The organism is Bradyrhizobium sp. USDA 4510 (assembly GCF_054059095.1).
The window spans coordinates 4,575,371-4,597,758 of record NZ_JBSSBT010000001.1 but is presented as its reverse complement, the minus strand read 5'-3'; the positions used below and the strand labels follow the sequence as shown (position 1 = coordinate 4,597,758).

At 65.4% G+C, this 22,388-nt stretch carries 21 protein-coding genes and 1 pseudogene; 15 read left to right on the top strand and 7 right to left on the bottom strand.

Features of this window, described 5'->3' with window-relative positions:
* Positions 1-89: 89 nt before the first annotated feature.
* Positions 90-644: a PAS domain-containing protein gene (locus tag ACVMDN_RS21280; protein WP_057019672.1), complete on the bottom strand. Its 555-nt coding sequence runs from the start codon at positions 642-644 to the stop codon at positions 90-92.
* A gap of 486 nt (positions 645-1,130) precedes the next feature.
* On the opposite strand from ACVMDN_RS21280, the gene ACVMDN_RS21275 reads away from it, so the two are divergent.
* Positions 1,131-1,928: a rhomboid family intramembrane serine protease gene (locus ACVMDN_RS21275; protein ID WP_057019671.1), complete on the top strand. Its 798-nt coding sequence runs from the start codon at positions 1,131-1,133 to the stop codon at positions 1,926-1,928.
* Between the two features lie 191 nt (positions 1,929-2,119).
* Positions 2,120-2,549 (top strand): annotated as a pseudogene (locus ACVMDN_RS21270) (CBS domain-containing protein).
* 3 nt (positions 2,550-2,552) lie between these two features.
* Here ACVMDN_RS21270 and ACVMDN_RS21265 read toward each other — a convergent pair.
* Positions 2,553-3,599 (bottom strand): patatin-like phospholipase family protein, encoded by a 1,047-nt coding sequence (locus tag ACVMDN_RS21265; RefSeq protein ID WP_057019669.1) that lies wholly within the window; start codon positions 3,597-3,599, stop codon positions 2,553-2,555.
* A gap of 278 nt (positions 3,600-3,877) precedes the next feature.
* Here ACVMDN_RS21265 and ACVMDN_RS21260 point away from each other — a divergent pair, with 278 nt between their 5' ends.
* Together ACVMDN_RS21260 and ACVMDN_RS21255 are read left to right on the top strand one after the other, a co-directional pair.
* Complete coding sequence (locus ACVMDN_RS21260; protein ID WP_028342693.1) at positions 3,878-4,954, top strand: hypothetical protein; 1,077 nt, start codon at positions 3,878-3,880, stop codon at positions 4,952-4,954.
* 178 nt (positions 4,955-5,132) lie between these two features.
* Positions 5,133-7,616, top strand: coding sequence for a putative bifunctional diguanylate cyclase/phosphodiesterase (locus ACVMDN_RS21255; protein WP_456835016.1), 2,484 nt, complete (start codon positions 5,133-5,135; stop codon positions 7,614-7,616).
* A 109-nt stretch (positions 7,617-7,725) separates the two neighbouring features.
* Here the strand turns inward: ACVMDN_RS21255 and ACVMDN_RS21250 are convergent, their stop codons facing one another.
* Positions 7,726-8,289, bottom strand: a complete 564-nt coding sequence (locus tag ACVMDN_RS21250) for a nitroreductase family protein (RefSeq protein WP_076831733.1) — start codon at positions 8,287-8,289, stop codon at positions 7,726-7,728.
* 84 nt (positions 8,290-8,373) lie between these two features.
* Positions 8,374-10,422: a threonine--tRNA ligase gene (gene thrS, locus ACVMDN_RS21245; RefSeq protein WP_076831632.1), complete on the bottom strand. Its 2,049-nt coding sequence runs from the start codon at positions 10,420-10,422 to the stop codon at positions 8,374-8,376.
* A gap of 227 nt (positions 10,423-10,649) precedes the next feature.
* On the opposite strand from thrS, the gene ACVMDN_RS21240 reads away from it, so the two are divergent.
* Together ACVMDN_RS21240 and ACVMDN_RS21235 are read left to right on the top strand one after the other, a co-directional pair.
* Positions 10,650-11,948: a COG3904 family protein gene (locus ACVMDN_RS21240; protein WP_076831629.1), complete on the top strand. Its 1,299-nt coding sequence runs from the start codon at positions 10,650-10,652 to the stop codon at positions 11,946-11,948.
* 106 nt (positions 11,949-12,054) lie between these two features.
* A complete protein-coding gene (locus ACVMDN_RS21235) occupies positions 12,055-13,191 on the top strand; it encodes an MFS transporter (RefSeq protein WP_076831626.1) in 1,137 nt (378 codons plus the stop codon).
* Between the two features lie 82 nt (positions 13,192-13,273).
* On the opposite strand, the gene ACVMDN_RS21230 is transcribed toward ACVMDN_RS21235, so the two are convergent.
* Together ACVMDN_RS21230 and yidD are read right to left on the bottom strand one after the other, a co-directional pair.
* Positions 13,274-13,441, bottom strand: a complete 168-nt coding sequence (locus tag ACVMDN_RS21230) for a hypothetical protein (protein ID WP_016843922.1) — start codon at positions 13,439-13,441, stop codon at positions 13,274-13,276.
* A 124-nt stretch (positions 13,442-13,565) separates the two neighbouring features.
* On the bottom strand, positions 13,566-13,877 hold the full coding sequence (yidD, locus tag ACVMDN_RS21225) for a membrane protein insertion efficiency factor YidD (RefSeq protein ID WP_076831624.1): 312 nt from the start codon (positions 13,875-13,877) through the stop codon (positions 13,566-13,568).
* 282 nt (positions 13,878-14,159) lie between these two features.
* On the opposite strand from yidD, the gene ACVMDN_RS21220 reads away from it, so the two are divergent.
* Positions 14,160-15,083 (top strand): COG3904 family protein, encoded by a 924-nt coding sequence (locus tag ACVMDN_RS21220; protein ID WP_076831621.1) that lies wholly within the window; start codon positions 14,160-14,162, stop codon positions 15,081-15,083.
* A gap of 126 nt (positions 15,084-15,209) precedes the next feature.
* Here ACVMDN_RS21220 and ACVMDN_RS21215 read toward each other — a convergent pair whose 3' ends face one another.
* Positions 15,210-15,656 (bottom strand): iron-sulfur cluster assembly scaffold protein, encoded by a 447-nt coding sequence (locus ACVMDN_RS21215; protein WP_057019663.1) that lies wholly within the window; start codon positions 15,654-15,656, stop codon positions 15,210-15,212.
* 240 nt (positions 15,657-15,896) lie between these two features.
* Here ACVMDN_RS21215 and folE point away from each other — a divergent pair, with 240 nt between their 5' ends.
* From folE to ACVMDN_RS21175, 8 genes are all read left to right on the top strand, one after another.
* The gene (gene folE, locus ACVMDN_RS21210; RefSeq protein ID WP_016843918.1) at positions 15,897-16,577 is read left to right on the top strand and encodes a GTP cyclohydrolase I FolE; all 681 of its coding nucleotides are present in this window, start codon (positions 15,897-15,899) and stop codon (positions 16,575-16,577) included.
* Between the two features lie 28 nt (positions 16,578-16,605).
* Positions 16,606-17,034, top strand: coding sequence for a phosphoribosyl-AMP cyclohydrolase (gene hisI, locus ACVMDN_RS21205; protein ID WP_057019662.1), 429 nt, complete (start codon positions 16,606-16,608; stop codon positions 17,032-17,034).
* A gap of 202 nt (positions 17,035-17,236) precedes the next feature.
* A complete protein-coding gene (locus ACVMDN_RS21200; RefSeq protein WP_082190604.1) occupies positions 17,237-17,848 on the top strand; it encodes a c-type cytochrome in 612 nt (203 codons plus the stop codon).
* Positions 17,849-17,861: 13 nt separating this feature from the next.
* Positions 17,862-19,112, top strand: a complete 1,251-nt coding sequence (locus tag ACVMDN_RS21195) for a c-type cytochrome (protein WP_076831618.1) — start codon at positions 17,862-17,864, stop codon at positions 19,110-19,112.
* A 115-nt stretch (positions 19,113-19,227) separates the two neighbouring features.
* Entirely contained in the window at positions 19,228-19,407 is a 180-nt protein-coding gene (locus ACVMDN_RS21190) for a hypothetical protein (RefSeq protein ID WP_016843914.1), read from the top strand.
* On the top strand, positions 19,407-19,970 hold the full coding sequence (locus tag ACVMDN_RS21185; protein ID WP_057019660.1) for a cupredoxin domain-containing protein: 564 nt from the start codon (positions 19,407-19,409) through the stop codon (positions 19,968-19,970). The genes ACVMDN_RS21190 and ACVMDN_RS21185 overlap by 1 nt, the downstream gene beginning before the upstream one ends.
* Positions 19,960-21,585 (top strand): cbb3-type cytochrome c oxidase subunit I, encoded by a 1,626-nt coding sequence (locus tag ACVMDN_RS21180; RefSeq protein ID WP_076831616.1) that lies wholly within the window; start codon positions 19,960-19,962, stop codon positions 21,583-21,585. Before ACVMDN_RS21185 ends, ACVMDN_RS21180 begins: the two co-directional genes overlap by 11 nt.
* On the top strand, positions 21,582-22,373 hold the full coding sequence (locus ACVMDN_RS21175) for a c-type cytochrome (protein WP_076831613.1): 792 nt from the start codon (positions 21,582-21,584) through the stop codon (positions 22,371-22,373). The genes ACVMDN_RS21180 and ACVMDN_RS21175 overlap by 4 nt, the downstream gene beginning before the upstream one ends.
* The last annotated feature ends 15 nt before the right edge of the window (positions 22,374-22,388 follow it).

The following is a 22,388-nucleotide window of genomic DNA, read 5'->3' as shown; positions in this document are numbered from 1 at the left end:
CCGTGGCGGCCAGACAGCTAATAGAGTTCCGCGGGGCGGGGTGCAAGCGACCGGCGCCTGCCATCCCGTCCCCAGGCGGGTGCCGGCGGCTAGCGCAGGCCCTCGTAGACCATCAGGCCGCGCGCGATGGCGAGCTTGCGCAGGGTCCGCGGCACGAACCGCTCCTGGGGATGCAGGTAACGCCACGAGGTCAGCACCAGGTCGTGCAGCCGGCCGACGTCGTCCTCGAACGGGGCGAGCAGGCCGGTGAGGCTCGCCGGCATGTGGACGCGGCTCGTGAAGGGCAGCAGCAGCAGCTCGAGATGCGCCTTGGCGCCGCTCTCGGTCGTGGCGGTGATGCCGGCGATGGCCGGCAGGGTCTCTTCGACGACGCAGGTGATGATGTCTTCGATCTCGCCGCGGCTCGCACCGGTGAACAGGGCGGAAAAGCTCCGGTTCTTGAGGTCGCAACCGAGCAGGGCGGAGGTGCGGGTGCCGGCGACGCGGAACGGAAATCGGGTCTCGCCGTCATAGGACAGCACGAAGATGTCGGACAGCAGTTCGCGTACCGCGGACGGCTCGAACTCACTCCGGTCAGGTGCACGTGCGGTGCCGCGCTTCGCATTCCAATATGCGAAGAACTCGCGGCTCGAGCTGTGTTTCATCTAAACCTTGCCCGGCACCTGTCTCGGCGGGACACATCTGTCCCGGTTTTGCTCAGGCGCCTTCCCTTCTCTGTTGTGCAGGGAAGGCTGTGCAGCGTCCATGCCGTGGCCGCGCTTTGGGCGGCTTATCGGCAGCTTTGTGTTGTTAACGTAAATTTAACTATGTCCTTGGCCCCCGCGGAACCAGTGGGTAGGGTCCGCGCGTTCCCGTTCGCGCCGGCTGCCCCAAGCGCCGGCGCCGTTGGTACACAGGTGGCGTCAAACAGTTTGGTCACCGTGCGGGGAGGGTGGGGATTTTCTCCCGATCCCTCCGGGGCACGAGAAAGACCAGCAGACCAGGGAGGGCGTTCTCAGCGCCCTCCCTTTTCTTTTGTCCCGATTCCGCACTGCGCGACACCCGGTGTCCGATTTTGGGATTGTGCACTTGCACAGGGGTGCGAAAGCCGCCTATCTCTGATCCACCGCCGCATCGAGGTCGCCGACCCCTTGGACTCCCATCCCGAATCCCCGCTCGCGCCGCCGCCGGAGGCGCCGCGCGAGCCGATCCTGACCTTGCCGCCGGCGCTCACCGCCTACATCCTCCTGATCGCGGTGATTCATCTGCGGGTGCTGCTGCCGCCGGAGCTGGAGAACTGGACCATCGACGTCTTCGGCTTCATCCCGAAGCGCTACGATTCGACGCTGCTCGACATCACCTTTCCGGGCGGCGAAGGCGCCAAGGTCTGGACCTTCGTCACCTATTCGCTGCTGCACGCCAACCTCACCCATATCGGCTTCAACGTGCTGTGGTTGCTGCCGTTCGGCAGCGCGCTGGCGCGGCGCTTCGGCGCGCTGCGTTTCTTTGTCTTCATGGCGGTGACGGCGGCCGCCGGGGCGCTTGCGCATCTGTTGACCCATGAGCACGCGATCGCGCCGATGATCGGAGCGTCGGCTTCGGTGTCGGGGACGATGGCGGCGGCGATCCGCTTTGCCTTCGTGAAGGGCAGCTTCCTGTCGTTCAGCCGTGGCGATGCCGAGGCGGCGGCCAAGGTGCCTGCGCTGTCGCTGTGGCGGGCGCTGCGCAACGGACGGGTGCTCGCCTTCCTGGCGATATGGTTCGGCGTCAACATCCTGTTCGGCGCCACCTCGCTGTCGCTCGGCGGCGAGGGCGCGAGCGTCGCCTGGCAGGCGCATATCGGCGGCTTCCTCGCCGGACTGCTGCTGTTCTCGTTGTTCGATCCGGTGCCGCGCACGCGGGACGATGCTGCAGATGCGTCGTCGGTGGATCAGTCGGGGCGCGTCTGATCGCCGCTTGCGGCCTGGATCGAATTCCTCCATCATCTTTGTGACGCAGAAACAAAGCGGGCCGACAAATCGAGCCCTGCTACTCGCCGCGCCCCGGAACCGAAATCGGCGCGGAACTGTTGATTGAAGACTCTGGCGAACAGGCTCGGCTCCGCTCAAGCGGGGCGCGAGCGGATTCAGGGAGGCCGACAATGACGGTACGTTCCATTCTCGATGCAAAAGGCCATCAGGTCATGAGCGTCGCGCCCGGCGCGAAGCTCTCGGCCGCGGTCAAGCTGCTCGGCGAGCGTAGGATCGGCGCGGTGCTGGTGATGGAGCAGAGCCGCATGGAGGGCATCCTGTCGGAGCGCGACATCGTGCGCGTGCTCTCTGAGCGCGGCGCGGGCGCGCTGGACGAACCGGTCAGCGGCGGTCATGACCAAGAAGGTCGTGAGCTGCCGCGAGTCCGATACGGTCAGCGGCATCATGGAGATGATGACCACGGGGAAATTCCGCCATCTTCCTGTCGTCGAGGACGGCAAGGTGGTCGGGCTGATCTCGATCGGCGACATCGTCAAGCGGCGCGTCGAGGAATATGAGCGCGAGCAGGAGGCGTTGCGCGACTACATCAAGACCGCCTGAGCGCTACTTCCCGGTGCTGCCCGCGCCGCTAGACGGCGGCGCCAGGATGTCGATCGCTTCCTCGATTGCGCTGATGGAGCGTTCGGCGGCGCGTATCCCGTGCGCGATCAGGTCGTCGGCGCGGTGGAAGTCGAACCAGCCGATCTGACCGACCCGCGGCGAGATCAGCATATCAGGCGGATCGCCGGCAAGGCGTGCGCGGGTGATGCGGTCCTGCATGATGTTGAAGGCGTCGACCATGACGCTCGAGATGCCGGGCCGGCTGGCGCTGCCGAAAAACTCCCGCTTCACGGTACGTTCGGCGGAGAAGAAGCGGCCAAACCGGCGCTTCGGCGGCTCCGGCTCAAGTTCGGCCTCGGCGGTCACCGCAACCGTCACCTCCGGCGCGGCGGACGGGCCGTGATTGTAGATCGTGGTCGAGTGCGCGAACACGTCGCTGGAGAGGTTCGCCGCAATGACGATCTCGGCGCCGAGCGCGCGCGCGGCCGAGACCGGCACCGGATTGACCAGCGCGCCGTCGACCAACCAGCGGTCGCCGATCAGGACCGGCGCGAAGATGCCGGGCAGGGCGTAGGAGGCGCGCATGGCGTCGACGACGCGACCCTGGGTCAGCCAGATCTCGTGCCCGGTGCGCACTTCGGTGGCGACGCTGGCGAACTTGACCGTGAGGTCCTCGATCATGACCTGGCCCAACGCAGCCTCGATCTCGGCGGCCAGCTTGGCGCCGCGGATCAGGCCGGAGCCGTTGAGGCGGATGTCGAGGTAGCCGAGCACGCTGCGCGGCTGCAGGCCGCGCGCCCATTGCTCCAGCGTCTCGATATGGCCGGCCGCATAGGCGCCACCGACCACGGAGCCGATCGAGGTGCCGACCACCACATTGGGGACGATGCCGTGGGCCAGCAGGGTCTTGATGATGCCGATATGGGCAAAGCCGCGCGCGGCGCCGCCGCCGAGCGCAAGCCCGATGACCGGCCGGCGAACCGTTCCCAGGCCTACCTTGTCGGGGCCGTCGGAGCTCTTGTGGCCTCGGCCCATCCAGCTATCCAACACGACAAATCTCCTGCCAGCGCGAGACTAGGCTGCGCAGCATGGCTGCGCCAGCGTCGTCCGTCTTCATGGTTAGTCCCACAGGCACGATTCATGCCCCGGGTAGTCCGCGGTAGGCAGGGAATGTGACTGGACCGCGACGATAGGGCTAACATCGGCTTGATCGCGCGGTTCCAAATGGCGGGCACCGCCCACCCGGACTGTGACAAAGCCTTGGACGCCCCCTGGATCCCCTTGGACGAAGGCTTGAATTTGCCGCGTTTTCGTTGAAAAGCATGATGATGACTTCGAGGGGCAACGGCATCGGCGGATGCGGACGGGGCATGCGGCTCCTTCCGCTGTTGACGCTTGCGGCATTTTTGCTCGCCCTGATCCCCGGTTCCGTATCTGCACAGTTCTTCAGCGACCGGCCGCCGCCGATTCCGCCCGCCTCGGTCCCGGAGGTGCCGTCCGGTCCGGCGCTCAACCTGGCGCCGCCATCGGGCGGCGGTTCAGGGCCCGTTCTGCCTGGTCCGCTGAACCAGCCGACCATCGTCCAGCCCTCGATTGCGACCGTGCCGCCGGTGGTAGCAGCGCCGCCGGCCGGGTCGCCGGCCGCGGGGCAGGCGGTGCTGTCGCTGACGGCGCGGTACGGCAAGGACCTGCCGGTCATCAATGCCGGGCTGGTGTGGCGGGTGTTCGCCGACAAACCTGACGACAACGGCACCTACAAGCTGGTCCGCGAAGAGCGCGGGGCGACGCCCAACGTGGTACTGCCGCCCGGCAACTATGTCGTCCATGTCGCGCTCGGCCTCGTCAGCGCGGTGCGCGCCGTCAGCCTGAAGTCGGAGACCGACCGCGAGTCCTTCGTGCTGCCGGCCGGGGGCCTGCGGATCGAGGGTCGGGTCGGCAGCAGCAAGATCCCCGCCAACCAGATCTCGTTTGCGATCTACAAGGGCAGCCAGTTCGACGGTTCGGACCGTGGACCGATGGTGCCGAACGTTGCCGCCGGCGACGTCGCGCTGCTGCCCGAGGGCACCTACTACATCGTCTCCAACTATGGCGACGCCAACTCGGTGGTGCGCTCCGACATTCGCGTCGGGGCGGGCAAGCTGACCGACGTCACCGTCACCCATCGCGCCGCCGTCATCACCCTCAAGCTGGTCAGCGAGCGGGGCGGCGAGGCGCTTGCCAACACCGCCTGGTCGGTGATCACGCCGGGCGGCGACGTGATCAAGGAATCGATCGGCGCGTTCCCGCGTGTCGTGCTCTCCGAGGGCGAGTATCGCGCGATCGCCAAGAACGAAGGCAAGGTGTTCGAGCGCCCCTTCAATGTCGTCAACGGTGTCGATGGCGAAGTCGAGGTCGTGGCGCGCTGACGTCCGGCCGGTCCTGCATTTCATGCAGCTGTCATAGTCTCTAATGTGAACTAACCATCGCGCGGATTTGAGCCGTCATAATCGCTCGCGGCGATACCGGGCCTGCCTATTTTTACATGACGTTAAGCCGCGGCATGACTTGGATGCCGTGGGGACTAGTGTTTGCGTGGGGCGCGCCATGGTCATGGCCAACAAGAAATCAGCTAAAGCATCGGCCAAATTCAATTCCGAGATGTTCGCCGACGTACCGGTTCTGCAACGCAAGTGGCAGGCCGCGGTCCGTCCCGGCGAAAAGCTGCCGCACTATGAAGACGTGATGCTCGGCAGTCTCGGCCGGCTCGCGGATCATATCGTGCTGCTGCGGAGCGTCGATGGCATGCTCAGCGTCTCGCATGCCGGCCGCTATGTCCAGACATGGCTGAACGACGAGCGCTGGGACATTCCGCTCAGCGCCCTGCCGCCGGATTGCGCCACCGCGTTGACCGAAGCGGCCGCAAACGCGCGCGAGAACTGCCGGCCCTATCTGGCGTCGGCGCATTGCGTCCGCGACGGGCTGGTGCGGACCTTCGACGTGCTGGCGCTGCCGACGCGGTCGCGCTGGGGCGGTATCCTGGTCGGCGTCTATGTCAACGAGCGCAATGCGCAGTACAATCTGCTCGATACGATTTTCTCGGCCACCGACGAGGGCGTGCTGTCGCTCGCCGCGATCCGCGATGCGCGCGGCGAGCCGGCCGACTTCCAGATCGTGCATCTCAACCAGGGCGCCGCAAGGCTGCTGATGCAGCCTGCGACCGAATTGCTGTGGCGCCGGCTCAGCGCCGGCGGCAATCCGCTTGCGGCGTCAGCGGTGATGAGCCGTCTGCGTGGATTTGTCGGCGGCGGCCCGGGCGGGCAGTTCGAGATCGACAGCGGCGATCGCTGCCTGCGGCTCGGCGTCACGGCGTTCGGCGACATGCTGTCGCTGACCGTCTCCGACGTCACCGCGCTGAAGCAGCGCGAGCTGTCGTTCCGCCTGCTGTTCGAGAACAACCCGATGCCGATGTGGGTGTTCGACGCCGGCACGATGGAATTCCTCAGCGTCAACGACGCCGCCGTTCAGCATTATGGATACAGCCGGGAAAAGTTTCTCGGCATGACGCTGCGCCAGATCTGGCCGGTGGATGAGTGGAGCGTGCACAGCGCCGCCTTGCGCGAGATCGGCGACGTCTATCAATCGAGCCGCGACTGGCGGCACATCAGGGCCGATGGCAGCGAGATCCACGTGCTGACCTTCGGGCGCAAGGTGGCGTTCGAGGGCCGCGACGGCTATCTGGTCGCGGTGGTCGACATCACCGAGCGCCGCGCCGCCGAAGCGCGGATCGCGCATATGGCGCACCATGACGGTCTCACCAATTTGCCGAACCGCGATTTCTACAAGGAGCGCCTGCGCGAGGCGCTGGAGCGCGGCCAGAGCGGCAACAAGCGCGTCGCGGTGATGTGCATCGACCTCGACCTGTTCAAGAACGTCAACGACTCCTTCGGGCATCCGATGGGCGACCGGCTGCTCAAGCTGGTGGCGGGGCGGCTGCTCGAGGTGGTCCGCGACGACAATGTGGCGGCCCGCCTCGGCGGCGACGAATTCGCGATCGTGCTTGCGGCCGACGTTTCGCCGAACGAGGCGAGCGCTTTCGCCGAACGGTTGATCGAAGCGCTGAGCGCGCCCTACAACATCGACGGGCTCGAGGTCGTGGTCGGCGCCAGCGTCGGCATCGCGCTGTCACCGGGTGACGGCACGACGTCGGAAGAATTGATGCGCAATGCCGACATGGCGCTGTACCGCGCCAAGTCCGAGGGCGGCGGCGTGCACCACTTCTTCGAACCGGAGATGGATCAGCAGGCGCAGAAGCGCCGCGACATGGAGCGCGATCTGCGCGCGGCCTTCAGCAACGGCGAGTTCGAGCTGCACTACCAGCCGCTGGTCGATATCGCGGCCGACCGCATCTCTGGCTTCGAGTCGCTGCTGCGCTGGCGGCACCCGCACAAGGGCATGGTCTCACCTGCGGAGTTCATCCCGGTTGCCGAAGACATCGGCCTGATCGTCGCGCTCGGCGAATGGGTGCTGCGCGAAGCCTGCTCGGAGGCGATCAAGTGGCCCGCCGACGTCAAGGTCGCCGTCAATCTGTCGCCGGTGCAGTTCCGCAGCCGCAATCTGGTCCAGGCCGTGATCTCGGCGCTGGCGCATTCCGGCCTGTCGGCGCGGCGGCTCGAGCTCGAGATCACCGAGTCGGTGTTCCTGGCGGAAACCGAGGCCAACCTCGCGATCCTGCATCAGCTGCGCGAGCTGGGCGTCAGCATCTCGATGGACGATTTCGGCACCGGCTATTCCTCGCTGAGCTATCTGCGCAGCTTCCCGTTCGACAAGATCAAGATCGACCGCTCCTTCGTGAAGGATCTGGCGCGGCGCTCCGATTGCCTCGCGATCGTGCGCGCGATCTCGGGCCTTGGCCGCAGCCTCAGGATCACCACGACCGCGGAAGGGGTCGAGACGACAGACCAGCTCGACTGGCTGCGCGCCGAAGGTTGCAACGAGGTGCAGGGATTTCTGTTCAGCGCGGCGAGGCCGGCCGGCGAGATCGCGGCGCTGCTGAGCAGTTTTGCGGAGCGTGCGTCGAAGGCGGCGTAGTCGTCATGCCCGACAATGGCGAGGGCTTTTGTAGCCCGGGTGAGCGAAGCGACACCCGGGACGAGTGTCCCGCATATCGCTCCGCTCATGCGGGCTACAAGGCTATACCCTAGAACCGCGTCACGATATCCGACAGGGCCGGGCGCGGGCGGTCCTCGCTCGGCCTGGTCGGGGTGCCGATGTGAATGAGCCCGGCGAGCTTCTCGTCCGGCTTCAGGCCGAGGCCGTCGAGCACGTCGCGGTCGAAGACGAACCAGCCGGTCAGCCAGCAGGCGCCGTAGCCGAGCGCGGTCGCCGCGGTAACGATGTTCATCGCGCTGGCGCCCGCCGACAATTCCTGCTCCCACGGCGGCACCTTCGGGTGCGGCTTGGTGAAGGAGACCACGCCGATCACCAGCGGCGCGTCGGTCAGGCGTTTCTTCTCGACCTCGATGTCGGAGGCCGGCGCCCCGGGATTCTTCCGGGCGAAGACCTTTGCGATCACGTCGCCGGCCCGCGCGCGGGCATCGCCCTCGAACACGATGAAGCGCCAGGGCGCGAGCTTGCCGTGGTCAGGCACGCGTGCGCCGATCGTCAAAATGGTCTCGAGCTCGGCCGCGGACGGGCCCGGGCCGGTCATCTCGCGCGGTTTCATCGAGCGGCGCGTCTTCAGGAGTTCAATGGCATCGGGCACGGAAATGTCCTTCAAGGGGAGTCGTGCCCCCAAGATGGGGACACGACCAGGCCAATGAAAGCCAGTTTAGACCGATTGTGAAGATCAGGCGACGGATCGCGCCCGCTTCACGTCGGGCGGCGTCGCCTCATCGACCAGCGCGGCGATCGCCTCATCGGTCGGCATCACGGTCTGCCGCTCGCTGCCGAGACGGCGGACCGAGACCGAGTGGGTCTCGGCTTCCTTCTTGCCGACGACGAGCAGGGCCGGAATCTTGGCCAGCGAGTGCTCGCGGACCTTGTAGTTGATCTTCTCGTTGCGCAGGTCGATCTCGACCCGCAGCCCGGCGCGGCGCGCTGCCGCCGCCACCACCTTGGCGTACTCATCGCCTTCGGAGGTGATGGTCGTGACCACGAGCTGGGTCGGCGCCAGCCAGAGCGGGAAGTTGCCGGCATAGTGCTCGATCAGGATGCCGATGAAGCGCTCCATCGAACCGCAGATCGCGCGGTGCACCATGACAGGCGCCTTCTTCGAGCCGTCATGATCGATGTAGAACGCGCCGAACCGCTCCGGCAGGTTGAAGTCGACCTGGGTCGTGCCGCACTGCCAGTCGCGGCCGATGGCGTCGCGCAGCACATACTCGAACTTCGGTCCGTAGAACGCGCCTTCGCCCGGATTGATCTCGGTCCGGATGCGGTTGCTGCCCTTGGCCTTGATCTCCGACAGCACCGTCGCCATCACGCGCTCGGCGTGATCCCACATCTCGTCGGTGCCGACGCGCTTCTCCGGCCGCGTCGAGAGCTTGACCGTGAGCTCGCCGTCGAAACCGAAATCGGCGTAGGTCGACAGGATCAGGTCGTTGATCTTGAGGCACTCGTCGGCGAGCTGCTGCTCGGTGCAGAACACATGGGCGTCGTCCTGGGTGAAGCCGCGCACCCGCATCAGGCCGTGCATCGCGCCCGACGGCTCGTAGCGATGCACGACGCCGAACTCGGCGAGCCGCAACGGCAGGTCGCGGTAGCTCTTCAGCCCGTGCTTGAAGATCTGTACATGGCCCGGGCAGTTCATCGGCTTCAGCGCGAACCAGCGCTTGTCCTCGGCCTCGTCGCCGGCGGACTGCGCCGCAAACATGTTCTCGCGGTACCAGTCCCAATGGCCCGAGGTCTCCCACAGCGCCTTGTCGAGGATCTGCGGGGCGTTGACCTCGTTGTAGTCGCCGAGCAGCCGGCGCCGCATATAGGCGATCAGCTGCTGGAAGATGGTCCAGCCCTTGGGGTGCCAGAACACCACGCCCGGGCCTTCCTCCTGGAAGTGGAACAGGTCGAGCTCGCGGCCGAGCTTGCGGTGGTCGCGCTTCTCGGCTTCCTCGATCTGCTTGAGATAGGCGTCGAGGTCTTCCTGCCTGGCGAATGCCGTGCCGTAGATGCGGGTCAGCATCGGATTGTTGGAGTCGCCGCGCCAATACGCGCCCGCCACCTTCATCAGCTTGAAGGCGTTGCCGATCTTGCCGGTCGAGGTCATGTGCGGGCCGCGGCAGAGGTCGAACCAGTCGCCCTGGAAGTAGATCTTGATCGGCTCGTTGCCGGGAATGGCGTCGACCAGCTCGACCTTGAAGGCCTCGCCCTTGTCGCGGAACACCTGCTTGGTCTTCTCGCGATCCCAGACTTCCTTGGTGAACGGCTTGTCGCGCGCGACGATCTCGCGCATCCGCTTCTCGATCGCGGCAAAATCTTCCGGGGTGAACGGCTCGTTGCGGAAGAAGTCGTAGTAGAAGCCGTTCTCGATCACCGGGCCGATCGTGACCTGGGTGCCCGGCCACAGCGACTGCACGGCCTCCGCCAGCACATGCGCGGCATCGTGCCGGATCAGTTCCAGCGCGCGCGGGTCTTCGCGGCCGATCAGCTCGATCTTGGCGTCGGCCTCGATCGGATCATTGAGATCGGCAAGCGTGCCGTCGAGCGCCATCGCGACGGTGCGCTTGGCGAGCGAGGGCGAAATGCCTTTGGCGATGTCGAGACCGGTGGTCCCTCTCGGGAAATCGCGCCTCGCTCCATCAGGGAAGGTGAGGGCGATCTTGTTCACGGGTTCTGCGGGTTTGAGGTTAGAGAGGCTGTACTGGAATCCGGATTCGGATTTGGGTGGCGTTTCTGCCATGGTGACTCCTGTAGCTCACTCCTGCGAACGAGCGCAGGTAAGCGGAAAGCAGCGGTATAGCAGGGGATTTGACGCCTGCAATCCGGCAATATCAAGAAAATGGGCCACCGGCCGCACGGATTTGAACAAGGCTCGGCTGCAGGCGACGCCACGGATCGTTGCGACGCTGCCGATCATCGTCTAACGTCCGGCGTCCGTTTTCCGCCATCGCGCGATCCGCAAGGTTCATGTTTTCCCGTCTCCTGTTTTTCGTGGCGTTGCTTCTGATCCCGGGCGTGTTGCGGGCGGAAGAAACACCGGTCCAGAAGGCCGGATTTGCGAAGAAGCTGACCATCTATCTCGCCCATGGGCCAGCGAACGCCTGCGGCGCCGGCTGCGATCGCTGGATCGCGATCGAAGGCGAGATCGATCGGGAAGCCGCTCAGCGGATTCGCACCTTCCTGTTTGCCGTCAAGGACAGGCAGCTTCCGATCTACCTTCATTCGCCGGGCGGAAACGTCGAGCAGTCCTATGGGATCGCGCGGTTCCTGCGCGCGCACAAGGCAATCGCCCGGGTCGGCCGTACCATCGTGCCGGCCTGTTCCACCGGCACGCAGATCGACGCCGCATGCCTGAAGATCAAGGCTGCCAAGGGCGAGGTCGAGGCCGAGCTCGCCACGCGCAACGCGATGTGCGTGTCGGCCTGCGCCTATCTGTTCCTGGGCGCGACCAGCCGCGAAGTGGCGCCCGATTCGGTGCTCGCGGTGCATAACTCCAAGCTGATGTTCGTCGTCCACGGGCATCCGCCTGCGCAGGTCGTCGCGGACTTCAGGCGGCGCGAGATGGTGAGCGCCGATCGCGACCGCAACGTATTCCTCGCGGCGATGGGCATCAGCCATGAGCTCAGCGACCTCATCAAGTCCGTGAAGTTCGAGGACCTGCACGTGCTGACGCGGCCGGAGCTCTATCGATTCGGCATCGATACGCGGCCGCTGCCGGAAACCCTGTGGGCGGTGGAGAAGGAGACACGGCCCTATGTTCGCAAGATCGTGCAGCAGAAAAGGGCCGACGGCAGCGCGTTCCGCATGATGGAGTGGCGGCTGTTCTGCGAGAGCAAGGATCGCGGGCGGCTGATGTTCGTGCGCGAGTTCGAGGAGGGGGCAGCCGGCAAGAGCACGGTGCTGATGATGGCCGGCGCGACCAAGACCGTTGCATTCGGCCGGTCGGCACGGTTCGGCAAATACGAGGTCTGGAGCGAGGCGGTGACCTCGGACATCGTCAAGGCGATGCTCGCGGCCCCGCATCTGCAGATCGGCGAAAGCCCGCCGGCAACCGACGCCAAGCCTGACGCCAAGTCCGACGTCAAGTCTGACACCAAGTCCGGCCTTGCGACATTCGATATCGGCACCACCGGGCTGGAGCAGGGCTGGACGCAGCTTCTGGCATCATGCCCGGCGGCGACCGCCGGCCCGAAGCCTGCGAGCCCGTTGCCGGCCGCCGCGTCGCCGAGTGTCAGCGCGGTGCCAGCGGCGTCGCCGTCGCCATGAGCGCAAGAGGCGCTGTTCGATCAGGTGCCATGCATTTAGATGCAGTTGCATCGATCTCGGCGTCTGCTAACAACGCGGCGTGAAACGCTTCGCTCCCACCGCATTGATGCTCGGCAACATCGTCACCGGCTGCTCGGTGCTGGCGCCGGCCGGCATGCTGGCGGAGTTGTCCGACGGACTCGGCGTCACGATCCACACCGCGGGTCTCCTGATCACCTTCGGCGCGATCGTGCTGTGCGTGGGCTCGCCGGTGACGGCGTGGTTGACCAGCCGGATCGAGCGGCGGGCGCTGCTGACGGCGACGCTGCTGGTGCTGACGCTGACCAATGCGGCATCCGCCTTTGTGCCGAACTACGACAGCCTCCTGATCATTCGGCTGGTGATGCTCGCGGTCGGCGTGCTCTACACGCCGCAGGCGGCGGGCACCGCGGCACTGATCGTGCCGGTGGAGAAGCGCGGCAGCACGATTGCCTACATCTTTCTCGGCTGGTCGCTCGCCGCCGCGATCGGGCTGCCGCTGATCACCTTCATCGCAAGCCGCTACGGCTTTCGCGCGACCTATGGCGCGATCGCGCTGACCGGGCTCGTCAGTTCCCTACTGCTGTGGTGGCGGCTGCCAGGCGGATTGCACGGCGCGCCGGTTGATCTCCGAACCTGGGTCGATCTCGGCCGCAATCCGATGGTCATTCTGCTGCTGTCGATCACGACGCTGCAGATGTCCGGCCAGTTCGTGGTGTTCACCTTCATGGGGCCGCTGCTCGCCAAACTGACTGGCGCCAATGCGGACGCCGTCGGGATCGTGTTCGCGCTCTACGGCATCTTCGGGTTCGTCGGCATCGTGATCGCAACGCGCGTGGTGGATTCCTGGGGCGCCTGGAAGACCTCGGTCCTGTTCACCGTGCTGCTTCTCGCAGGCGTCGCCGGCTGGGCGCTGAGCGCCGGCGCCTACGCCCTGATGGCCGCCTCCGTCGCGGTGTGGGGCCTCGGCTTTGCATCGACCAATTCGATGCAGCAGGTACGCCTGGTCGGTGCGGCGCCGGCGCTCGCTTCGGCGTCGGTCTCGCTCAATACCTCGGTGCTGTATATCGGCCAGGCCATCGGCTCCGCGATCGGCGGGTTGCTGTTCGCCCGCGAATGGCTGCACAGCGCAGGCTACGTCGCCGCGGCCTTCGTCGCGGCGGCGCTTGCGGTCGTGGTCGTCACGCGGCCGCGACGGACGGCCGCCACCGCCGCGGCCGAGTGAACGGTTGGCTTTCACGCTTGTGTTCGCGAGAGCATCCCAAGCAACGATCCGCGTGAGGAACATCAGGGGGCTCGGCTGCGCGTCACCACCTCACGCTTTGGCTGGGCACGATGAACGCCGTCGTGCTTGGCTTGTTCGGATTGTGGGTGAAGTAGCCGTAGGCGGCGACGATCACGACGAGCAAGGCAAGCACGGCCAGCAAGTCGATCTGCCGGGGATCATGACCGTTGTGGCTGATTTTCCAGCGCATTGTTGTTTCCTCCCCAAGGGGGCAATGAAACAATGCGCCAACTATCGCCACAGTTCCGCCGGGCAGCAATGCGCGCCGCGCTTGGACGTACCGCAGCAATCGATCAATTGTCGTTGACGCCGCGTCAGCCTTCGTTGACGCCGCGCCAGCGGCCATAGCGCCAGGGCAGGTACCAGCGTGCCCCGGGCGGCTTCGTCAGCGGGACATTATCGATCCCGGATGTTCCCCAGGGCTGGCAGCGCAGCAGCCGCGCCAGCGTCATCCAGCCGCCGCCCCACAGGCCGAAGCGTTCGATCGCCTCGTCGCCATAGACCGAGCAGGTCGGCAGATGCCGGCAGTTGTAGCCGACCAGCGGCGACAGCGTGTGCCGGTAGATCCAGATCAGGGCACGGCCGAGGTTGCGCGGCAAGCGGCGCATGGTGCTGGCACAGTCCATGCATCGTGGATGGTGTGTCGTTGAATGGTCTGTCGGCGGCATACGCAAGTATGTACGTAGTCTTGCGGGGGTTCCAAGCCAAGGAACTGTTTTCTTGCAGATATTTACGCCACAGTTCGTTATTATTGCACAGCACCGATGGCGCTGCAGCAAGGGCTCTATGGACGGTCCGGGTCAGCAACGCTACCGTTCCCATAACGCGCCGCTGACAGAATCGTGGCGCATTGCCATGGGGCCATTGCCACCGCTCGCATCACCAAGGGCTTGGGGGAAGGAACCAAATTGAGGCTCGTCAAGTCGCTCTCGTTGCGCAGTTGGGCGCTTACCGGCGCCGTTGCTCTTTGCTTCGCGGTTTCCGGCACCGCCGCCATGGCGGGCGGTTCCGCGCAGGCCAATTCGACCCTCGAAGAGCGCAAGCTGCCGATGAAGTTCAGCTGGATCGCCTGCCAGCCGAATTGCCGCGGCTGGGTGTCCGCGGTCGGCATCATCACGGCCGATAGTCCCAGGGAATTCGACGAGTTCGCGCGCGGCCGCCAGCTCAACGGCGCCACCATCGTGCTCGATTCCAGCGGCGGCTCGGTCAACGACGCGATCGCGCTCGGCCGCCGCTTCCGCGGTCTCGGCGTGCTGACCACGGTCGGCACCAGCGTCGTCAATCAGGCCGCGCAGGGCGGCCGCACGAGCGTTCTGCCCGATGCTTATTGCGAGTCGATGTGCGTGTTCCTGCTGTTGTCGGGCAAGACGCGCTACGTTCCGCCGGCCGCCCATGTTCGCGTACATCAGATCTGGATGGGCGATCGCGCCGACGACGCCAAGGCGGCGAGCTACACCGCGCAGGACCTGATGATCGTCGAGCGCGATATCGGCCGTCTTGCCAAATACACCTTCGATATGGGCGGCGCGGGTGATCTGCTGGCGCTCTCGCTCAGCGTGCCGCCGTGGGAGGACCTGCACGAATTGTCGGCGGCCGAATTGCGGCTGACCAATCTCATCACCACCGATGCGGTTGCCGACGTGCTGCCGCGGCAGGACAACAGCAAGGACAACGCTATTCCCGTCGCCGAGGCGAAGCCGAAGAACAACGATCGCTTCTTGAGCAGCGCGATGGAGGGCGAGGCGTCGCAGGCGAGAGCGACCAAGACCGCCGAGGTCGTGGTGCCGACCGGCGGCAGCGCAGCGCCGGCGCCGGTCCAGCCCGCGCAGTAAGAACGCACATTGTCGCGTCGTTCCGGGACGCGTAAGCGGACTACAGATGCGCAATTGTGCATCGGGGAACCTCGAGATTCCGGGTTCGATGCTGCGCATCGCCCCGGAATGACCTGACATGCAATTTTACGCCGGCTGCTTCGCCTTGGCCTCGATCTGGCCGATCGCATCGACCACGGCATCGAAGGTCAGCAGGGTCGAGGCATGGCGGGCCTTGTAGTCGCGCACCGGCTCGAGCAGCGCGATATCGGCCCATTTGCCGCCCTGCGGGGGCTGGCCGTTTTCCTTCAGCATCTTGCGGACCGTCTCGCGCAATTCGCGCAGCTCGTCCGCGGTCGAGCCCACCACCCGGCTCGCCATGATCGAGGAGGAGGCCTGGCCGAGCGCACAGGCCTTCACGTCATGGGCGAAATCCGTCACCACGGGACCGTCCATCTTGAGGTCGACCTTGACGGTCGAACCGCACAATTTGGAGTGGGCGGTGGCGCTGGCGTCCGGGTCGGCCAGCCGTCCGAGGCGCGGAATATTGCCGGCCAACTCGATGATCCGCTTGTTGTAAATGTCGTTCAGCATGGGGACAGATGCCTGGTTCCGGCGGTGCCGGGCGCTCTTGGCGCCTGGGTTGCACCGTCCTATATATGGACGGCAACGCCGGAAACATAGCCCGGCCATGCAGCCACCGCGGCCCACCTCCGCCGCGGCGGTGCTACAATTGTGGGACTCAGGCGCCCGGCGGTCGAACCATCCGCCCCGTCTGCCCGGTGACACATCCGGACCAAGGTCAAATCCGAGGGCCGGTCGAACGGAGAAGACATGGACGCCTTGATCAAATCGATTCGCCCCAACAAGCCGGCCGACGCGAAGCCCGGCGAGCTCGACCCCTCAGAATTCATGACGGCGGCCGTCCGCGCCGACCAGCCGCGCCCGTCGCGGGCGGAGGCGGAGGACGCCGTGAAGACGCTGCTCGCCTATATCGGCGAGAACACCGGCCGCGAGGGACTGCTCGACACGCCGCGCCGGGTCGTCGAGGCCTATGACGAGCTCTATCAGGGCTACCACCAGTGCCCGGCCGAGGTACTGAACCGCACCTTCGGCGAGACCGCCGGCTACGACGATTTCGTCCTCGTCCGCGACATCGAGTTCACCTCGCAGTGCGAGCATCACATGATGCCGTTCTACGGCAAGGCGCATATTGCCTATACGCCGGTGGAGCGCGTCGTCGGCCTCTCCAAGCTGGCGCGGCTGACCGATATCTTCGCCCGCCGTCTGCAGACCCAGGAGCATCTCACCGCGCAGGTCGCGGCTGCGATCGACGAGGTGCTGAAGCCCCGCGGCGTTGCCGTGCTGATCGAGGCGGAGCATACCTGCATGTCGGTGCGCGGCGTTGCCAAGCATGGTGCATCGACCTTCACCAGCCGCTTCACCGGCATGTTCCGCGACAATCCGGCGGAGCAGCAGCGTTTCTTGTCCCTGGTGCGAGGACCGAACCGGTAACCTCGCATTTTCCTGAGCGAGGTTTTCCGTGTCCGCAGCGACCCACGATCACGACCGCGAGGAGGGGCTGGCCTTCCAGCCTAAATTCGACGCGGCAGGTCTTGTGACCTGCGTCGCGACCGATGCCGCGACCGGCGATGTGCTGATGGTCGCGCACATGAACGACGAGGCCCTGCGCAAGACGATCGCGACCGGCGAAGGCTGGTACTTCAGCCGCTCGCGCAATGCGCTGTGGCGCAAGGGCGAGAGCTCGGGCCAGACCCAGCGCGTGGTCGAGATCCGGATGGATTGCGATCAGGACGCGGTGTGGATCAAGGTCGAGCAGATCGGCGCCGCCTGCCACACCGGACGGCGCTCCTGCTTCTATCGCGCGGTGAAGGACGAGGGCGGGCATGTCAGCCTGTCCTTTGTCGACGCCGAGAAGCTGTTCGATCCGGCGCAGGTCTATCGCAAATAGATCATTGATCTGAATCAAGTACAGCGCGGCGAAGTCGTGTACTTCGTGGCCCCTGTTACGCCATGCGCAAGCCGTTGCGCATGGTCGTCACTGGGGGTGAACTGTGGCGCATCGCCTGATACCGCTTGTTGGGTTTCTTGCCTGGGCTGTGTGGCCGATCGGCGAGGCGCAATCGCAAACGACCGAGCGTGCGCCCGATACGATGGCCGCGCGCGTCCTTGCCTGTGCGCCGTGTCACGGCGCCGAAGGCGAGGGCACCAGCGACGCCTATTTCCCGCGGCTGGCCGGCAAGCCGGCAGGCTATCTCTACAACCAGCTCATCGCTTTCCGGGATGGACGGCGGAAATATCCGCCGATGAACTACCTGCTGGAGTTTCAGACCGACGATTACCTGAAGAAGATCGCCGAATATTTCGCCTCGCTCAGGCCGGCATTTCCGCCGCCGGTCCCGCCGGTCGACAGCAAGGAGATTCTGGCGCGCGGCGAGACGATCGTGAAGAACGGCGATCCGCAGCACGGCATTCCGCCCTGTTCGGCCTGTCATGGTCCTACATTGGGGGGCATGGAGCCCGGCATTCCCGGCCTGCTTGGCCTGCGCGCCGCCTATATCAGCGGCCAGCTCGGCGGCTGGCGCTACGGCACGCGGACCGCGTTCGCTCCCGATTGCATGCAGATCGTCGCGAGCCTGCTGACGGAGGACGACGTGAAGGCGGTGGCAGCCTACCTGTCGTCGCGTCCGGCGCCGGCGGATCCATCCTTCGCGCCGCGAGGCAGCCTTCCGATGCCGCTCGAATGCGGCAGCGAACCGCATTGAAGGGATCGTGCCGATGTCGCGAACCTTAACAGGACTGCTTGTCGGACTGATGCTGGCACTGTCGCCGATTGGGGCATCGGCGCAGCAGAAGGCGGCCGATCCGGCCGTGCTCGCCAAGGGCGAGTATCTCGCACGCGCCGGCGATTGCATCGCCTGCCACACCGCGCGCGAAGGCAAGACCTTCGCCGGCGGGCTGCCGATGAAGACGCCATTCGGCACGCTCTACACGTCGAACATCACGCCCGACCCGCAGACCGGGATCGGCACATGGACGTCGGATCAGTTCTACCAGATGATGCACAATGGCCGCTTCCCCGATGGCGGCCTGGTCTATCCGGCGATGCCGTTCGCCTCCTATACCAAGGTGACGCGCGAGGACAGCGACGCGATCTACGCCTATTTGCGCACGGTGCCGCCGGTCAGGCAGCTCAACAAGCCGCATGACCTGACATTCCCGTTCAACAACCGCTCGCTGATCATTGGCTGGCGCACGCTGTTCTTCAGGGAAGGCGAGTTCAAGCCTGATCCGACGAAGTCGGCGGAGTGGAACAGAGGTAACTATCTGGTCGAGGGGCTAGGGCATTGCGGGATGTGTCATACCCCGATCAATGCGCTCGGCGGCAGCAAGCAGTCGCAGGCCTTCGAGGGCGGCCTGATCCCGATGCAGAACTGGTACGCGCCGTCGCTGACCTCCAACAAGGAGACGGGGCTCGGCGACTGGACGATCGAGGAGATCGTCGACTATCTGCGCAAGGGCGTGTCCGCCAAGGGCGCCGTGTACGGACCGATGGCCGAGGTCGTCTACAACAGCCTGCAATATCTCAATGATGATGATGCGCGCGCGATGGCGGTCTACCTGAAGGGCCTTGCGCAGGGCGGTCCTCCGGAGAAGGCGTCGACTTCGCTACCGTCGGCCGAGAGCAGTCTGCTGCTGTCCTTTGGCAAGTCGATCTATGACCGCGACTGCGCAAGCTGTCATGGCGCGACCGGGCAGGGCATGCCGCCGGATTATCCGCCGCTTGCCGGCAATCAGTCGATCCAGATGGTCTCCGCGGTGAACCCGATCCGGATGGTGCTCAATGGCGGGTATCCGCCGGGCACGTTGGGCAATCCGATGCCCCACGGCATGCCGCCGTTCGCGCAGAAGCTGTCGGATGACGAGGTCGCGGCTGTCGTGACCTACATTCGAACGGCTTGGGGCAATCGCGGCGAGCCGGTGTCGGCGCGGCAGGCCAACGAACTGCGGGCAGCAACGCTGAACTAAAGCATGATCCGGAAAAGTGCGAAGCGGTTTTCCGAAACGATCATGCTCAAACAAAGGAGCTAAAGCGCGATGACTAGTCAACCTCGTCTCGTCGCGCGTTAAGGGGAGCGCGATCATGATCAACTCGTCTTCGCCGCAACCGCCGGCATCGGGCTCGGAAGACGATGATGTCGAGACCATCGTACGCGCCGGTCCGGGCGGCGCGGTCGCGGTCGCGGGCATTGCGACGGCCGTCGTGGTCGGGTTGTGGTTTGCATTCTATCTACTGGTCTTCCTGCCGCGGAGCGTTCCCTGATGGCGAGCGAGACTGACCACAGCCTCGGCGAGGCCGTTGCCGCACGGATCGAGCGGCGCTGGGCGACGCTGTCGATCGTCATTGTCGGCGTCCTGGTCGGCATGGCGACCTATATCGGCATCCATCAGGCGACGATGCCGCAGGGCCGGGTCGAAACCGCCGATCCCAAGACGCTGCATCTGTCGGGCGAATTCGTCGAGAGCAATCTCGGCAGCGAAATGCTGGCCGACGGATCGGTCACCGTGCGTGCGATTGGCCAGCAATATTCCTTCACACCGCAATGCATCGTGGTGCCCGCGGAGACGCCGATCACCTTCCGCGCCACCAGCGCCGATGTCGTCCACGGTTTCCTGATCGAGGGCACCAACATCAACACGATGCTGGTGCCGGGCTACGTCACCGACCTGCCGGTGCGCTTCAAGGCGCCGGGCGATCACGTGATGCCGTGCCAGGAATTCTGTGGCATCGGCCACCAGGGCATGTGGGGCAAGGTCAAGGTGGTCGACAAGGCTGCGTTCCGTGACATGGCGGCAGCGAAGCGGAGGCTGACCTGTGTTGATTAACAAGCGGCTGATCGCGGTGCATTTCTGGCTTGCCTTCATCGTGTTCGGCGTCGCGCTGGTGCTCGGCGCCTGGCAGATGTTCGTGCGCAGCCCGTTGAACGCCTGGCATTTCAATCCGGAATTCTACTATCGCTCGGTCACCGCCCATGGCTCGGCGATGGGATACGTATTCCCGACACTGATCGCGATGGGATTCGGTTACGCGATCACCGAAGCCTCGCTCGAGAAAGAGCTGGTTGGACGGCGCTGGGCCTGGGTGGGCTTCTTCCTGGTCGCCGTCGGCGCCGTTGTCGCGATGATCCCGGTGTCGCTCGGGCTCGCCTCGGTGCTCTACACCTTCTATCCGCCGATGGTCGGCAATCCCTTCTATTACATCGGCGTCGTCATGGTCGTGGTCGGCTCATGGATCTGGGTCGCGCTGATGGTGACCAATTTCGTGATCTGGAAGCGCAAGAACCCGGGCAAGCCGGTGCCGCTTGCGATGTATGCCAATGTTGCGGGCTCGTTCCTCTGGGGCTGGACCGCGGTCGGCGCGGCGCTTGAGATCCTGTTCCAGATCCTGCCCGTGGCGCTTGGGCTGAAGTCGACGATCGATGCGGGGCTGGCCCGCGTCTTCTTCTCCTGGACGCTGCATGCCATCGTCTATTTCTGGCTGATCCCGACCTACATCGCCTATTACACGATCTTTCCGCGCGCGATCGGCGGCCGGCTCTTCAGCGACCCGATGGCGCGGATTTCGTTCATCCTGTTCGTCGTGGTGGCGATGCCGATCGGCGTGCATCACCTGTTTGCCGACCCGCAGGTCGGCGCCGGATTCAAGTTCATGCATTCGGTGTTCACCGGCCTCGTCGCGCTGCCGACGCTGCTCACGGTGTTCACGATCTGCGCCTCGGCGGAGATTGCCAGCCGCCTGCGTGGCGGCCGCGGCGCCTTCGGCTGGATCGGCGCGCTGCCGTGGTCCAATCCGATCATGCTGGCGACGGCGCTGTCGCTGGTCATGCTCGGCTTCGGAGGCGCCGGCGGTCTGATCAACATGAGCTATCAGCTCGACGCCACCGTGCACAACACGCAGTGGATCACCGGCCATTTCCACCTGATCTTCGGTGGCGCCATCGTGATCATGTATTTTGCCATCGCCTATGATCTGTGGCCGCATCTGACCGACCGTGCGCTGGACAGTTTTGGCCTGATGCGCACGCAGCTCTGGCTGTGGTTCATCGGTATGATCGTGACCACCTTCCCGTGGCACTATGTCGGTATTCTCGGCATGCCGCGCCGCATGGCGTATTACGACTATGCCAACCCGGCGATCTCGCCACAGGCCTTGTCGGTCACGATGTCGGCGATCGGCGGGCTCATTCTTCTGATATCGGGCCTGCTGTTCCTGCTGGTGCTGATCCGCGGGCAGTTCGGCGCGCGAGGCGAGGCGGGTGCGTACCGCTTCGCGGTCCCGTTGCACATGCCCGCGCGGATTCCGGTCGCGCTCAACTCATTCGGCCTGTGGCTCGCGTTGATGGTCGGTCTCACCGTGGTGAACTATGGTTTCCCGATTGCGCAGCTGATGGCGCTGAACGAGACCAGCGTGCCTGCGGTCTATGTCGGAGCCGGCCGATGAGCGACCAGCCGCTGTTCTCGCTTCGCAATCCGTGGTTCGGCGCCAGCGTCGGCATCACGGCCGCCATCGCCGTGCTGTCGGCCGTCGCCGGCCTGATCTGGTTGCCGCTGGCGCAGCCCAATTTGAAGCTTGCGGGGGTCTGGGATGCGATCTGCAGCGCGGCCGGCGTTCCGCGTGCCGCCGTGCAGGAGCCCGGCATCAAGCCGGATTTCAAGACGTCCAATGTCATCATGACGTCGGAGATGCTGACCAAGGCAGATCAGGTCTCGATCGGGCGGGGCGCAACGCTGGCGCAGCGCTGCGCGATCTGCCACGGACCGCAGGGCGTCAGCGACGCCCATTCACCGAACCTCGCCGGGCAATTTGCCGCGGTGACCTACAAGGAGCTGAATGACTTCAAGACCGGCGCGCGGGTCAGCGTGGTGATGAGCCCGTTCGCAGCGGCGATGAGCGATCAGGACATGAAGGATGTCGCGGCCTATTACGCCTATCTGCCGCGGGTGCCTTCGAACAATCTGGATACCGCGCGTCCCGCGCCGGCGATCGTGGTGACGGGCGCCCCGATGCGCAACATCGCGCCTTGCGGCTCCTGCCACGGCGATGTCGACAACAAGGCGGGAAGCCCCTGGCTGGGCGGCCAGTCGGCAGTCTACATCAAGGCACAGCTCGAGGCCTTTGCATCCGGGGCCCGCCGCAACGACATCAGCCAGCAGATGCGCAACATCGCGCGCCAGATGACGGCCGAGGAGATCGACCAGGTCGCGCACTACTACGAGGCCCAGCCCTGAATCGGCGCTATTAAC

What these genes read in the sequence shown, in the direction of transcription:
- ACVMDN_RS21280 (WP_057019672.1), bottom strand. Translation starts at nt 644, where the DNA reads ATGAAACACAGCTCGAGCCGCGAGTTCTTCGCATATTGGAATGCGAAG.
- ACVMDN_RS21260 (WP_028342693.1), top strand. Translation starts at nt 3,878, where the DNA reads ATGACTTCGAGGGGCAACGGCATCGGCGGATGCGGACGGGGCATGCGG.
- ACVMDN_RS21255 (WP_456835016.1), top strand. Translation starts at nt 5,133, where the DNA reads ATGGTCATGGCCAACAAGAAATCAGCTAAAGCATCGGCCAAATTCAAT.
- thrS (WP_076831632.1), bottom strand. Translation starts at nt 10,422, where the DNA reads ATGGCAGAAACGCCACCCAAATCCGAATCCGGATTCCAGTACAGCCTC.
- ACVMDN_RS21240 (WP_076831629.1), top strand. Translation starts at nt 10,650, where the DNA reads ATGTTTTCCCGTCTCCTGTTTTTCGTGGCGTTGCTTCTGATCCCGGGC.
- ACVMDN_RS21235 (WP_076831626.1), top strand. Translation starts at nt 12,055, where the DNA reads ATGCTCGGCAACATCGTCACCGGCTGCTCGGTGCTGGCGCCGGCCGGC.
- ACVMDN_RS21230 (WP_016843922.1), bottom strand. Translation starts at nt 13,441, where the DNA reads ATGCGCTGGAAAATCAGCCACAACGGTCATGATCCCCGGCAGATCGAC.
- yidD (WP_076831624.1), bottom strand. Translation starts at nt 13,877, where the DNA reads ATGGACTGTGCCAGCACCATGCGCCGCTTGCCGCGCAACCTCGGCCGT.
- ACVMDN_RS21215 (WP_057019663.1), bottom strand. Translation starts at nt 15,656, where the DNA reads ATGCTGAACGACATTTACAACAAGCGGATCATCGAGTTGGCCGGCAAT.
- folE (WP_016843918.1), top strand. Translation starts at nt 15,897, where the DNA reads ATGGACGCCTTGATCAAATCGATTCGCCCCAACAAGCCGGCCGACGCG.
- ACVMDN_RS21200 (WP_082190604.1), top strand. Translation starts at nt 17,237, where the DNA reads ATGGCCGCGCGCGTCCTTGCCTGTGCGCCGTGTCACGGCGCCGAAGGC.
- ACVMDN_RS21195 (WP_076831618.1), top strand. Translation starts at nt 17,862, where the DNA reads ATGTCGCGAACCTTAACAGGACTGCTTGTCGGACTGATGCTGGCACTG.
- ACVMDN_RS21190 (WP_016843914.1), top strand. Translation starts at nt 19,228, where the DNA reads ATGATCAACTCGTCTTCGCCGCAACCGCCGGCATCGGGCTCGGAAGAC.
- ACVMDN_RS21185 (WP_057019660.1), top strand. Translation starts at nt 19,407, where the DNA reads ATGGCGAGCGAGACTGACCACAGCCTCGGCGAGGCCGTTGCCGCACGG.
- ACVMDN_RS21175 (WP_076831613.1), top strand. Translation starts at nt 21,582, where the DNA reads ATGAGCGACCAGCCGCTGTTCTCGCTTCGCAATCCGTGGTTCGGCGCC.